This is a genomic window from Caballeronia ptereochthonis, assembly GCF_001545075.1.
In the GTDB taxonomy this organism is placed as follows: Bacteria; Pseudomonadota; Gammaproteobacteria; order Burkholderiales; family Burkholderiaceae; genus Caballeronia; species Caballeronia ptereochthonis.
Genome location: NZ_FCOB02000020.1, coordinates 99,077 through 111,881 on the forward strand (window position 1 = coordinate 99,077; position 12,805 = coordinate 111,881).

The 12,805-nt window shown below is 63.2% G+C and carries 13 protein-coding genes; 8 read left to right on the forward strand and 5 right to left on the reverse strand.

Annotated elements, in window-relative coordinates:
* Positions 1–270 precede the first annotated feature (270 nt).
* Positions 271–1,602, forward strand: a complete 1,332-nt coding sequence (locus AWB83_RS21390) for an ABC transporter substrate-binding protein (protein WP_374729126.1) — start codon at positions 271–273, stop codon at positions 1,600–1,602.
* 460 nt (positions 1,603–2,062) lie between these two features.
* On the opposite strand, the gene AWB83_RS36525 is transcribed toward AWB83_RS21390, so the two are convergent.
* From AWB83_RS36525 to AWB83_RS21410, 5 genes are all read right to left on the reverse strand, one after another.
* Complete coding sequence (locus tag AWB83_RS36525) at positions 2,063–2,551, reverse strand: caspase family protein (protein ID WP_159463072.1); 489 nt, start codon at positions 2,549–2,551, stop codon at positions 2,063–2,065.
* Positions 2,551–2,697: a hypothetical protein gene (locus tag AWB83_RS36530; RefSeq protein WP_159463073.1), complete on the reverse strand. Its 147-nt coding sequence runs from the start codon at positions 2,695–2,697 to the stop codon at positions 2,551–2,553. Before AWB83_RS36530 ends, AWB83_RS36525 begins: the two co-directional genes overlap by 1 nt.
* Positions 2,698–2,754: 57 nt before the next feature.
* Complete coding sequence (locus AWB83_RS21400; protein WP_087047618.1) at positions 2,755–3,204, reverse strand: hypothetical protein; 450 nt, start codon at positions 3,202–3,204, stop codon at positions 2,755–2,757.
* 234 nt (positions 3,205–3,438) lie between these two features.
* The gene (locus AWB83_RS21405) at positions 3,439–3,852 is read right to left on the reverse strand and encodes a DoxX family protein (protein ID WP_087047619.1); all 414 of its coding nucleotides are present in this window, start codon (positions 3,850–3,852) and stop codon (positions 3,439–3,441) included.
* A gap of 470 nt (positions 3,853–4,322) precedes the next feature.
* Positions 4,323–5,348: a LacI family DNA-binding transcriptional regulator gene (locus AWB83_RS21410; protein ID WP_087047620.1), complete on the reverse strand. Its 1,026-nt coding sequence runs from the start codon at positions 5,346–5,348 to the stop codon at positions 4,323–4,325.
* 198 nt (positions 5,349–5,546) lie between these two features.
* On the opposite strand from AWB83_RS21410, the gene AWB83_RS21415 reads away from it, so the two are divergent.
* From AWB83_RS21415 to AWB83_RS21445, 7 genes are all read left to right on the forward strand, one after another.
* Positions 5,547–6,440, forward strand: coding sequence for a phytanoyl-CoA dioxygenase family protein (locus AWB83_RS21415; protein ID WP_087047621.1), 894 nt, complete (start codon positions 5,547–5,549; stop codon positions 6,438–6,440).
* A 45-nt stretch (positions 6,441–6,485) separates the two neighbouring features.
* Positions 6,486–7,346, forward strand: a complete 861-nt coding sequence (locus tag AWB83_RS21420) for a sugar phosphate isomerase/epimerase family protein (RefSeq protein ID WP_087047622.1) — start codon at positions 6,486–6,488, stop codon at positions 7,344–7,346.
* 50 nt (positions 7,347–7,396) lie between these two features.
* Complete coding sequence (locus AWB83_RS21425) at positions 7,397–8,698, forward strand: MFS transporter (RefSeq protein WP_087047623.1); 1,302 nt, start codon at positions 7,397–7,399, stop codon at positions 8,696–8,698.
* Between the two features lie 118 nt (positions 8,699–8,816).
* Positions 8,817–9,830 carry a LacI family DNA-binding transcriptional regulator gene (locus AWB83_RS21430; RefSeq protein WP_167389140.1) on the forward strand — a complete coding sequence of 338 codons (1,014 nt, stop codon included), beginning with the start codon at positions 8,817–8,819 and terminating at the stop codon, positions 9,828–9,830.
* 181 nt (positions 9,831–10,011) lie between these two features.
* Positions 10,012–10,965, forward strand: a complete 954-nt coding sequence (locus AWB83_RS21435) for a substrate-binding domain-containing protein (protein ID WP_167389141.1) — start codon at positions 10,012–10,014, stop codon at positions 10,963–10,965.
* A 37-nt stretch (positions 10,966–11,002) separates the two neighbouring features.
* Positions 11,003–11,797 (forward strand): ATP-binding cassette domain-containing protein, encoded by a 795-nt coding sequence (locus tag AWB83_RS21440; protein WP_244197834.1) that lies wholly within the window; start codon positions 11,003–11,005, stop codon positions 11,795–11,797.
* A gap of 2 nt (positions 11,798–11,799) precedes the next feature.
* On the forward strand, positions 11,800–12,804 hold the full coding sequence (locus tag AWB83_RS21445) for an ABC transporter permease (protein ID WP_087047624.1): 1,005 nt from the start codon (positions 11,800–11,802) through the stop codon (positions 12,802–12,804).
* Position 12,805 lies beyond the last annotated feature (1 nt).

Consider the following 12,805-nt stretch of genomic DNA (forward strand, 5'->3'; position numbering starts at 1 on the left):
CGTCGGGGCGACCGCGATCTAATTGCTTGGTTGGCACTTCGAAAAAGTCGAATACGAAAGGCGCGCACCGTGCAGTTCTTCCCGAGTCTGTGAGCGCTTTACACAACCGTCTCAGTTTTCCTTACGTTTTACTGTCGAGAAGCTACAATCAGAGTGGATCCCCTGTGCGCCGCAGGCCGGCCGAGTCCGCCTTCGCGAGCTTTCCGTCGCCACCGAGCCGATCTGAGCATCGCGGCCTGAAACAAAGGCGAACATGATCGAGCGACTGTCATGAAAATGAAAAGCTCAATGCGTCGCGCGCTGGTTCTCAAGGTTGCGTTTGCTGGCTTTTCGGCTTGCACGGCACAACTTTCCAGCGCGGCAAATGTCACCATCGCTACTCTCAACGGTCCGGCCATGCTGGAGCTCAAGAAGCTTTCCGCAAGCTTCGAGAAGGCGAACCCCGATATCAAGCTGAATTGGGTGATCCTTGAGGAAAATGTGCTTCGTCAGCGGGCGACGACCGATATCACCACGAACAGCGGCCAGTTTGACGTGGTTGCAATTGGTACGTACGAAGCGCCGCAGTGGGGCAAGCGCGGCTGGCTGGTGCCGATGACCAATCTGCCGCCCGATTACGATCTCGACGACGTGGTCAAGACGGCGCGCGACGGCCTTTCGTACGATGGTCAGCTCTACGCGCTCCCGTTCTATGTCGAGAGCTCAATGACGTTTTATCGAAAGGATCTGTTTCAGGCAGCTGGGCTCAAGATGCCGGATCAGCCGACTTACGACCAGATCAAGCAATTCGCCGACACACTCACCGATAAGCCAAACGGTCAGTATGGCATCTGTTTGCGCGGGAAGGCAGGTTGGGGTGAAAACATGGCGTATGTGTCGACAGTGGTGAACACCTACGGTGGGCGCTGGTTCGATGAGAACTGGAAAGCGCAGATCGATACGCCGGAGTGGCACAAGGCGATCAGCTTCTATGCAGATCTCTTGAAGAAAGACGGGCCGCCCGGCGCCAGCTCGAACGGGTTCAACGAGAACCTGACGCTGATGTCGTCCGGGAAGTGCGCGATGTGGATAGATGCGACGGCCGCCGCGGGGACGCTCTACAACAAGGCACAGTCAAAAGTGGCGGACAAGATAGGCTTCGCTGCGGCCCCGGTTGCGGTGACGCCGAAGGGGTCGCATTGGCTGTGGTCGTGGTCACTCGCGATCCCCAAGACCTCGAAGGCGCAGGATGCCGCGAAAAAGTTTATTACATGGGCAACGTCGAAACAGTACATCGAGATGGTTGGAAAGGACGAGGGTTGGGCATCCATTCCTCCGAGCAGGAAGTCGACTTTCGCACGTCCCGAGTACAAGCAGGCTGTTCCGTTCGGAGAATTTGTATTGAAAGCCATCGAATCGGCCGACCCGAACGACCCGTCGCTCGAGAAAGTGCCGTACAACGGGATTCAATTCGTAGGGATTCCAGAGTTCCCGTCTTTCGGGACCGTGGTGGGGCAAGCGATTGCGGGCGTCGTTGCTGGGCAAACCAGTCTGGACGCCGCACTGAAGGCAGGCAACGCCGCCGCCGATCGAGCTGTTAAGCAGGCGGGTTATCAGAAGTAAGCCCCCGAAGCTGCCTTTCGCAGTCAACAGGCAGCGCGGTCTCTGATCAAAGGTACTGCCCACCAACGCATCGAGAAGTGTCACGATGAGTCGTTGGACCGCTCAAATGACTAGCTCCGCGCATAGGCCGTCGGGGGGGAGTTGAGTAACGGCTTCCGCAATGACTGGAATCCGTCTGAATGGCCGCAATGTCTCTGGGAACGGCCGTGTCTTCCGCGCGCGACCGAACGGCGGCGCCGGGTCGAAACGCGCCGGACGCTGCATCAAAGCGCGGAGCAAGCTTTCGACGTCATACTCGGCCCCGCCCCACAGCCCTCACGCGCTTGCGCATATCGCGATCAACCCTGCGACATTCGCACGATCTCCGCCGCGCCGCTGACGGCAAGGGCATCCAGTGCCGCCTTGGTCGGCGTATCGTTCGAAACCTGCACGATCGTCGTGGCAACCGAACGGCGCTCCGTCAGCAGCGCGGCTCACCGCGGCTCGCGGTGCTGCGCACATAGCGCAGCGAGACCGCGCTGCGCTGCCGATCCGCAAGCGTGACGTCGTGGATCGGCACCGGTATGTCGACCGGCACCAGATAGTTTGCGCCGGCGCTCTCGAAGCCATGTCCCGCGTAATAAACGAACGCGATCGATGCGTGGCTCGCGCGCTGGCTGAAGTGCTCGAGTGCGTCGAGCATCTGCGTGCGCGTCTGGTTCAAGACGGTCTCGGTGGCGAAGCCGAGCGTGCGCAGCCCATCGGCGACGAGCTGCGCATCCGCGTTCGGCGAGGCCAGGCGATCCGCTGCGCGATAGGCCGCGTTGCCAATGACGAGCGCGACGCGCGCCCCGTCTCCCTGCGCGCTTTCCGCCACGGGCGCTGCCGCGTGCGCCGAATGGACGACGCTACGCACGATGCGACGACGATCGCCCACGCGCGTGCAGCGCGCGGCCGGCGCGGCGGTCATCAGCGGCAGATGTCGCCGATGCCGCGCGTCGACGCCGTCGTCGTCGGTTCGCGGTGTGCCGATTTCTTGCAGTAGTTCCCGGCGCGATCGCGCGCGACGTCGTACAGCGACAGCCTTGTGCGGTTGCCCTCGAGCACGACCTGCACGAAATCGCCCTGTTCGGCGACGATCGGCAGCGGCAGCGGCAGCGCAACCGTTCGGCGCTACGCGTGGCGGTCTGCGCGCCGCTGTCGGGGCGCGCATAGAGCGCGACCGTCGGACGGTCGGTTGCGGTGACAAGGGGCGTGCTCTGATCGACGGCCGCGCCGGCGGTCCCCGACAGCTCGAGCAGCAAGCCGGCGATGCAGGCCGCGGACGCCGACCACTCGATCGACCGCAGGCGCTTCCACCTGTCGCCGTTCATCGGAATGAAACGTGACGCCGACCGGCTGCACGCACGGCGCGCCATGCGCATCGCGCGCATTCAGCAGTTCGGGACGTAGCGCGACGCCGCCCGCTTCGAGATCGGCGGCGAGATAGACCGGCACGCCGCTGCTCGCAGCCGCGCAAACGCCTTGCGCCAGCCGCGCGATCGCCGGATCGTTGCGCCGGTCGATGAACAGGATGTCGACGAAGAGCGCGCGCGGCTTGCGCGCGGCGATCGCGTCGATCACGCGCGCGTAGTGCGTGTAAGTCGGCGGCCAGGTCTGGCTGGATGCACGATCGACAGGCGATCCGCGCGCCGTTCCTGCTGACGCGTCCGACGCGTACCGGCAAGCGCGACGAGTCGTGATCCCTGGCTATCGGGTGGATGAGATATCAGGCAGGTTCGGACATGTCCTGCAAGATCGGCACACGCAAAGCGCATGCAATGCAAATCGATCGGGTACGCGCTGTCACGGAACGTTCTATCTTCGGTCGAACGAGTACTTCCCCGGCCCCGTAATGGACAGCAGGATCAGGCCGCCCATGATGCTGATGTTCTTGTAGAAGTTGATCGTGTTTGCATATCGTGCCGCGCCCTCCATCGTCCAGTAGTGATGCCCGATCAGGGCCGTGCCGAGCGTATAGAGCGCGAGGAGCAGCGCAAGCGGCCGTGTGAAGAGGCCGAGGACGATGGCAATGCCGACCACGAGTTCCATCACGACCGCGATGATTGCCGAGAACGTCGGAGCCGGCGCGCCCACTGACGTCATGTAGGAAACGGTGCCGGAAAAGCCGATCAGCTTCTGCCAGCCGAACAGGACGAAGAGAATCATCAGCAGCACTCGGGCGACGAGAAGCAGTGGGTCTTTCTGTTGCTCAAGGGATAGATATCGCATGGCTGGCTCCGTGGTATGACCGATTGTTCATTGTGTTGTTCGGCAGCGCGTCCATGATCGCGATCTGTACACGCCGTGGCAAGTTTGTTCGCATGCATTTCGGGTGGCCGGCGAGATACTGTCGCCGTGCCGTCTTTCCGGCAACGCCGCCAGGGAAGTTCGACGGCTTGATCCAGGTGATCTCTCAAGGTGGCGGCACCGTTTGAGCAATGCTTGATTATAGGAATGTCGTTGCGTGCATAAGTTGGTGGATACCCGGTCGCCTGACGTGTTCGGGGTATGCCGCAACAGAACAGCGCCGGCGCGGTGCAAATACTTTCGATTTTGCCGGCTTGCCGTATGCGGAAGTCACGATCTTAAGTATCGGTCGGCAAGAAAGCCTGTACGAAACGCTCACGCTCGCCAGCAGGACGATCTTCCCCTGCATGATCGCCATCGAAGAATCACGGATGCGCGAAGCGCTGCTCGCCTCATGTGCTTCCTCGCTCCACGATCGTGAAGCCGAGATCGATTCGCGGATTGGCGGGGCGCTTCCCGTCCAGAAAGTCCAATAACATCTTTCCGGCGAGCTTGCCGATTTCGAGCGAAGGGACACGAATGGTCGTGATGCCCGGATGAGTCGCCGCCGCGATCGGCAGATCGACGAAACCCATGAGGGCGATATCCTCGGGCACGCGAATCCCGCGCCGCTGACATTCGAAGAGTACGCCCGCCGCGAGCATGTCGCTGGAGCAGAACACGGCATCGAGCTCGGGGCGGCGTTCGAGCAGATCGGCGAGCAGCCGCGGAGCATCGTTGATGCCGGATGGCCTGTTCTGCATGACCGCCTCGACCTTGGGAATTGCGCTTTCTTTCGCGCCGGCGCGAAGCCCCTGCAACCGGGCCGACGAGCGGACATCGACACTTCCCAGATAACCGAGGTAGCGGCGGCCTTTCCCGGCGAGATAGCGCGCCACCGCCGCGCCCGCTTCGCGATGAGAAAAGCCGATGCGCATATCGATCTGATCGTTCGACGTGTCCCATGCTTCGATGACGGGCACGCCGCATCGTCGAATCCGGTTCACCAGGTCGGCGGGCGTGGACGTGCGAATGAGCATGATGCCGTCGACGCGCCGTCCGACGAACGCATCGAACAGGCGCAACTCCTCGGCTGAATCGTAATTGGACTGGCCGAGCAGCAACTGATAGCCCTTGACCGCCAGCGCCTGAGACAGCCCGCTGATGGTGTCCGAGAAGAACGGATGCTCGATGGTAGGAATGACCGCGCCGACGATGCGTGACTTGTTCGAAGCCAGGCTTCCGGCGTTGAGGTTCTGCACATAACCCAGTCGTTCGATGGCGGCATGCACCGCGGCGAGCGATTCGGGCGACACGAGTTCGGGCTGATTCAACGCGCGCGATACTGTCATGCGGCCGACATTGGCCTCACGTGCGACGTCTTCCATCGTCGGGCGGGGCAGCAGGGTGCCTTCGGGCGCGGTGTCGCTTCTTTTCATGGTCCTGGATTCTTGTTGGCACTAGGGAAAACGCGCGAGCGAAACGAAAAATGCTCGCTTGACACCCGGAAAGATACACTTTACTTTGAATGGGAGCGCGCACATAGCGCTTGAACACTGATGCAGTGCGGAAATCGTGCAAATCGCGCATGGAGGCACCAGCGAATGGGAGCGCTCCCATCGAACAGGAGACAAAACGTGCTTACGAAGGAGCAGGTAGAGCAGTACAGGACCGACGGCTATGTCGTCGTCACCGATGTCTTCAGTCCCGACCTCGTGCAGCGGATGCGCAAGGTGACCGACGAACTCGTCGAGAAATCACGCTCGATCAGGGCGTCGGACGACGTCTTCGATCTCGCGCCGTCGCATACGGCCGAACGCCCGCGCGTGAGGCGAATCAAGGATCCGATCAAGGTCGATCCCGTGTTCATGGAGGCGCTCACGCATCCGCAACTCATCGCCGCGCTGAAGAGTCTGCTCGGGCCGAATCTCCGCGTGCGCAACACGAAGCTGAATCTGAAGGAAGCGCATGTCGGCGATCCCGTCGAATGGCATCAGGACTGGGCCTTTTATCCGCACACCAACGAGGACGTGCTCGCCGTGGGCGTGATGCTCGACGATTGCGAACTCGAGAACGGCCCGCTTCTCGTGCTGCCCGGAAGCCACAAGGGCAAGGTCTACAGCCATCACACGGACGGCTACTTCTGCGGCGCGATGGACCCCACGACGTGCGATGTCGATTTCGCCAGGGCGGTACCGTGCACGGGCAAGGCGGGCTCGTTTTCGATTCATCATGCGCGGACCATCCACGGCTCCGCGGAAAACACGTCGAATCATCCGCGCCGCCTGCTGCTGTACGAAGTCGCCGCCGCCGATGCCTGGCCGCTTCTCGACGGTCCCGGACAACTCAGGTCGCTCGAAGCATTCGACGAGCGGATCATCGCGGGCGAGCCCACCATCACGCCGCGCGTGGAACAGGTGCCGGTGATCATGCCGTTGCCGCCCGCGCCCAAGCAGGGATCGATCTACGAAAACCAGGCCTCGCTCAAGAACCGCTTCTTCGCAACGACGGCGACGGCTGCGGCGACGTAGCGCGCGCTTGTGCGCTCGCCTCATCGCGCGACTTCGGGAGACCTCATGCAGCAGTTGAAGGTGTATCAGTCGCTGTGGGCGATGGAGCGCCGGCGGCCGGACGGGGTGGAGTGGCCGCTCGACGAGCAGCTACGCATGATTCGGGACGCGGGCTTCGACGGCGCGGGCGTGCGCTTCTTCGACTACGCCTTCGCGCGGGACGTCACGCGAACGCTGAAGGAATACGGGCTGACGTGGCAGGCGCAGTGCTATCCGAAGAGCGTCGATGAACTGAAGCCGATCATCGAGCACGTTCAGGAGCTCGGCGCCGATCACATCAATCTTCAGCCCGACGTCAGGCCGTACTCGATCGAGGAATGCATTCCCCTGATCGAAGGCTGGCGGCGCCTTGCGCACGATTCCGGAATCGCCGTTCACATCGAAACGCATCGCAACCGGATGACGACCGATCTGCTCTTCACGCTGCGGCTGCTGGATTGCTTTCCGGACCTGCGCTTGACGGGCGACATCTCGCATTACGTGGTGGGACGCGAGTTCGCATGGCCGGTGTGCGAGGAAGACGACCGGCACGTCCGGCGCATTCTCGACAACAGCTGGGGCTTCCATGGGCGCGTCGCGAGCCGCGAACAGATTCAGCTGCAAATCAGCTTTGCGCATCACAAGGAATGGCTGGACCTGTTCCTCGCGTGGTGGAAGTACGGCTTCGAAAGCTGGCGCCGGCGCGCTCCGGATGATGCCGTGCTGACGTTCCTCTGCGAACTCGGGCCGAAGGAGTACGCAATGACCGATTGCAACGGCTACGAGCTTTCGGATCGCTGGGAAGAAGCGTCGATGCTGAAAGGCCTCGTCAAACAGCTTTGGACCGATCTCGAGGCGGAAGCCGGCAAGGAGCAACGAGCAGCCTAGTCGCAACCGCAGGACGCACCTAACCATATGAGACACACAGGAGACGAACCATGGAGGAAGCAGGCTTCGCGAGAGTGAATTCGTCAGGCTCCGCGCGCTGGATCAGGATCGTGATGGTCATCTTCCTGATGTACACGATCTCGTACTTCGACAGAACCAATATCGGACTCGCGCTGCCATCGATCCGTCGCGATCTGGGCATCGATGCAACGCATGCGGGTCTGGTGGGCGGCATCTTTTTCTGGGGCTATGTCATCACCTTTCTTGCCGGTGGATGGCTCGTGTCCCGATACGGCGCGCGCCGGGTCGTCATGGTGAGCCTGATATGCTGGGGCGCCGCCGCGATGGCGACAGGCCTCGTCCGAAACCTGAACGAGCTTCTGGCGGTGAGGCTCGTGCTCGGCGTGGCGGAAGGTCCCGTGTGGGCAGCGGCCTCGAGTCTGACGGCGGCGTGGTTCGTGAGAGCGGAGCGCGGCAAGGCATTCGGGCTATGGGTGGTCAGTTCGCCGTTGGGCGCGCTGCTGGCGGGGCCGGTCTCGGGTTTTCTGCTGGCGCATCACGACTGGCGCGTGATGATGATCGTCGAGGGCTTGCCCGCGTGGATCTGGGCCGCGGTCTGGTGGTTCAGCATCCCGAAGAGCATTTCCTCCGCGCGCTGGCTCACGGATGAACAAAAGCGGGGTTTGACGAGAGCGCTCGCGGAAGAACAGGCCTCGTTCAAGGGCGTGACCTCCCATTCGGGCATTCGGCGGGTCATCTCGCTGAAAGCGACATGGTTCCTCGCGGGCGGCTTTTCGCTCATCAATCTCGTGGTCTATGGGTTCATGCTCTGGCTGCCGACTTCGATCGCGGCGTCACAAAAGCTGGGACCGGTGGAAGTCGGGATATTGTCGGCGCTGCCGTGGGCGGCGTGCATCGTCGGCATTCTGGTCTCGACGCGCAGTTCCGACCGTCATCAGGAGCGGCGGCTGCATGCGGGCGTGCCGATCCTCATCGCGGGCCTGCTCTTGCTGATCGCGGCGAACGTGCCGCCGACGTCGCTCGCCTTGCGAATGTCGCTGTTCACCGCAATGGGCTTCTTCCTCGAGATGTTCCTGCCGCTCATCTTCACTTACGTGACGGAACTGCTTCCCGCCGCGGATGCGATCGTCGGCACCGCGCTCATCGGCGCGATCGGCAATCTCGTCGGCGGGTTCGTCGGTCCGGTTCTGGTCGGCCTGCTTTCGGGCAAAGGCAGCGACTTCCAGCTCGCGTTTTCGGTGCTGGCGTGCTGCGGACTGATTGGCGGTGTTCTGGTGTTGTGCGCCAGGCCTCATCGGGAGGAAGTCGGGGAAGCGGTCGTTGCCAGATGACGGGCTTGCCGCTCGACACCGGCCCGTCGCGCCGGATGAACAGCCTGGCATGGGGCGCTCGTGATCGGAGCGCTCTGAAGCCGCGTTACACTGAGGCTTTCACCTTCCGGAACCCGCTGTGCCGAAAGTGTCCACGATTCGCGACGTCGCGGAGTACGCCAAGGTTTCGAAAGCCACCGTATCGCGCTACCTGAATGGCAGCCTCTCCTTGCCGCCGGACACCGCCGAACGCATCGACGCTGCCATCGTTGCACTGAACTATCGGCAGAACAGCCTCGCGCGGCGCCTGAGCCTTGGCAGCAGCGAAACCATCGGCCTCGCGATGCCCGACGTCGCCAATCCCTTTTTCGCCGAAATCGCCGATGAAGTCGAACTCGCCGCGTCCGAGCACGGCTACGGGCTCTCGTTGTGCATCACGCGCAATCAGCTCGATCGCGAGTCGTTGTATGTCGGCTGGCTGGACACGCAGCATCTCGACGGGCTGATCCTCGTATCGAATCGCCCGGACGACGGCTCGCTGCGCGCGCTGATCGGCAAGCGCCGCAATATCGTGATCATCGACGAAGACGTGCCGGGCGCCGAAGTGCCCAAGGTGCTCGTCGACAACGTGCAGGGCGGGTATCTCGCCACACAGCATCTGCTTCAGGCAGGACATCGGCGCATCGGTCATGTCAGCGGACCGCGCGGCCTTTTCACCGTGCAGGAGCGCTGCGAGGGCTATCGGCGCGCGCTCGCGCAGGCGGGCATTGCGTTCGATGAATCGCTCGTGCGCTTCGGCTCCTACGAGCGCGAGTTCGGGGCCACGGCGCTTGCCGAACTGCTCGCGCTGCCGTCGCCGCCCACGGCCATTTTCGCGGCGAGCGACTATCTCGCGGTGGGCATGCTCGAAGCGCTGCGCGATCGCGAAATCAGCGTTCCGCGCGATATGTCCATCGTCGGCTTCGACGACATGGAGTTCGCGAGCCTCCTCATGCCGCCGATTTCCACGATGCGCCAGTCCGCGCGCGATCTCGGCCGCACGGGCGTCGACATGCTGCTCGCACGCCTGTCGGGCGATGCGCCGGCCACCGTCCGGCGTCTCCCGGTTCGTCTGATCGAACGCGCTTCGGTTGCGCCGCCGCGCGCGCGGTAAGGCCCCCGCAAATTTTATTTTTTGACCCGTTGACATCGGCCGGTGAGCGGCAGTACCTTAAGTAAACCGGTTTACAAAGCGGGGCGCGGTCATCTTCTGCGCCTGTTCTGAAGTTTCACCCATGCCGGGACCAGCCGAACGAAGCGCTCGTTCCTGCGCCTTTGCGATGGAGGGGAAGTCGATGAACGCCAAGATGTTCCGCCGGATCATGTCGACGGTCGCCGTGCTGACCGCCGGATCGATGATCGCGCTGTCAGGCACCGCGCACGCCGCGGACAAGAAAAAGATCGCGCTGGTCCAGATCAATCAGGAAGCGCTGTTCTTCACCCAGATGGACGAGGGCGCGCAAAAGGCCGCGAAGGCCGCCGGCGTCGATCTCGCCATCTTCAACTCGAACAACGACCCGAACGCCCAGAACAATGCGATCGAGACGTACATCCAGCAAAAGGTCGATGCGCTGCTCGTGGTCGCCATCGACGTGAACGGCATCAAGCCCGCGATCACCGAGGCGAAGAAAGCCGGCATTCCGGTCGTCACGATCGATGCCATCGTAAACGGCGACAACGACGTGCAAGTGGGCGTCGACAATCTCAAGGTCGGCAAGGACATCGGCACGTACACGGCGGATTACATCAGGAAGTCGCTGGGCGGCAAGGCGAGCGTGGGCGTCGTCGGCGCGCTGAACTCGTATATCCAGAACGTGCGTCTGGACGGCTTCAAGACCGGTCTTGCGAGCGCGCCCAACGCGAAGATCGTCTCGACCGTCGACGGTCAGAACGTGCAGGACCAGGCGCAGACGGCCGCCGAGAATCTCATCTCCGGCAATCCGAACATGCAGGTGGTCTATGCGACCGGCGAACCCGCGCTGATCGGTCTGGTCGCGGCCGTGGCGGCGCAGGGCGCGACGGACCGCGTGAAGATTTTCGGCTGGGATCTGAGCGCGCAGGCCATCAAGGGCATCGATCAGGGGTTCGTCATGGCCGTCGTGCAGCAGGATCCCGAAGGCGAAGGCAAGGCGGCGGTGAACGCGGCGCTGAAGCTGATCGCGAAGCAGCCGGTCGAGAAGAACATTTCCGTGCCGGTGACGATCGTCACCAAGGCGAACGTCGCGAAGTATCGCAGCGTGTTCAAGTAAGCATCGTCGCCATCGAGAGCAAACCGGGAGCAGGCAGATGACGAGTGCAGACAAGGCCGCGCCGCTGCGCGTGCGCATGCGCGGCATCACCAAGCAGTACGGCGCGATTCAGTCCTTGCGCGGCGTGAATCTCGACGTCGCGCCGGGCGAGGTGCTCGGCCTCGTCGGCGACAACGGCGCGGGCAAGTCGACGCTGTCGAAAGTGCTGTCGGGCGCGGTCGTGCCCGACAGCGGATCGATCGAGATCGACGGCAGGACGGTCCATTTCAACGATCCCGGCGATGCGCGCGCGCATCACATCGAGATGGTCTATCAGGACCTGTCGCTGTGCGATACGGTCGACGTCGCCGGCAACCTGTTCCTCGGCCGCGAGCCGATGCGCCGCGTGCTCGGCGTGCCGACGCTCGATCACGCGAAGATGCATCGCGACGCGCGCGACATGCTCGATGGCCTCGGCATCCGCATTCCCGATACGAAGCTCGATGTCGAGAACCTGTCGGGCGGGCAGCGTCAGGCGATCGCCATTTCACGCGCGGTCTCGTTCGATCCGAAAGTGCTGATCATGGACGAGCCGACGGCCGCGCTCGCGGTCGCCGAGGTCGAGGCGGTGCTGGAACTCGTGCGCACGGTGAGCGCGCGCGGCGTCAGCGTGATTCTGATCAGCCACCGGCTGCAGGATCTCTTTCTCGTCTGCGACCGCATCACGGTGATGTACGAAGGCAACGCCATCGCGGACCGGCCTATCGGCGAGACGAATCTGCAGGAGATCGTCGATCTGATCGTCGGCCACAAGTTCAACGCGCGCTCCGCGCGCCCACACGCCGAACACTGATCATGGGTACGACCGTGTCTTCCGAATCTCCCGCGCGGCCCACGCTTTCGCTGTCGCACCGGCTGGGTCATCACGCCGGCGTCGCGAGCATCGCGGCCTTCTTCGTGATCTGCGTCGTGGCGTTCACCATTTCCACCGACACCTTCCTCACGACCGGCAACCTGCTGAACGTGCTGCGGCAGAGCGCGCCGCTCCTGATCGTCGCCACGACGATGACGCTCGTCATCACCACGGCCGGCATCGATCTTTCCGTCGGCTCGACGCTCGCGTTCGTCGGCGCGCTCGCGGCCATCGCGCTGCATGCGGGCGCGCCCGACACGCTCGTGCTGATCGGCGGGCTCGTGCTCGGCGGGCTGATCGGCCTCGTCAACGGCTACTTCATCGCGATCGCGGGCATGCCCGCGTTCATCGTCACGCTCGGCACGCTGTCGATCGTGCGCGGCGCGGCGCTGCTCATCACGCAGGGCTATTCCGTTCCCGTCGACAGCAACGGCTGGTTCGTCGCGCTCGGCCGCGAGTGGCTGTTCGGCCTGCCGCTGCCCGCCGTGATCGCGGTCGCCGTGATGCTGGCCGGCTGGGTCGTGCTGCGGCATACGCGCTTCGGGCGCTACATCATCGGCATCGGCACGAATGCGGAAGGCGTGCGGCGCGCGGGTGTCAACGTGCGCGGCGTGATCATCAGGGTCTATGTGCTGAGCGGCGTGGCGGCGGGGCTCGCGGGCCTCATCACGACCGCGCGGCTCGGCAGCGGTTCGTCGAATCAGGGCGTCGGCTTCGAGCTCGCGGTGATCGCCGCGGTCGTGCTCGGCAGCACCAATCTCTTCGGCGGGCGCGGCACGATTCTCGGCACCTTTCTCGGCGCGCTGACCATCGCCGTGCTCGGCAACGGGCTGATCCTGATCCATGTGTCGCCGTTCTATACGCAGATCATCCAGGGAGCCATCATGCTGTTCGCAATCTGGCTGAACACGCGGATCTTCTCGCCCCAGCGGCGCAAGAAGGGCTGAG

What these genes read in the sequence shown, in the direction of transcription:
- AWB83_RS21390 (WP_374729126.1), top strand. Translation starts at nt 271, where the DNA reads ATGAAAATGAAAAGCTCAATGCGTCGCGCGCTGGTTCTCAAGGTTGCG.
- AWB83_RS36525 (WP_159463072.1), bottom strand. Translation starts at nt 2,551, where the DNA reads ATGACCGCCGCGCCGGCCGCGCGCTGCACGCGCGTGGGCGATCGTCGT.
- AWB83_RS21405 (WP_087047619.1), bottom strand. Translation starts at nt 3,852, where the DNA reads ATGCGATATCTATCCCTTGAGCAACAGAAAGACCCACTGCTTCTCGTC.
- AWB83_RS21410 (WP_087047620.1), bottom strand. Translation starts at nt 5,348, where the DNA reads ATGAAAAGAAGCGACACCGCGCCCGAAGGCACCCTGCTGCCCCGCCCG.
- AWB83_RS21420 (WP_087047622.1), top strand. Translation starts at nt 6,486, where the DNA reads ATGCAGCAGTTGAAGGTGTATCAGTCGCTGTGGGCGATGGAGCGCCGG.
- AWB83_RS21425 (WP_087047623.1), top strand. Translation starts at nt 7,397, where the DNA reads ATGGAGGAAGCAGGCTTCGCGAGAGTGAATTCGTCAGGCTCCGCGCGC.
- AWB83_RS21435 (WP_167389141.1), top strand. Translation starts at nt 10,012, where the DNA reads ATGAACGCCAAGATGTTCCGCCGGATCATGTCGACGGTCGCCGTGCTG.
- AWB83_RS21440 (WP_244197834.1), top strand. Translation starts at nt 11,003, where the DNA reads ATGACGAGTGCAGACAAGGCCGCGCCGCTGCGCGTGCGCATGCGCGGC.
- AWB83_RS21445 (WP_087047624.1), top strand. Translation starts at nt 11,800, where the DNA reads ATGGGTACGACCGTGTCTTCCGAATCTCCCGCGCGGCCCACGCTTTCG.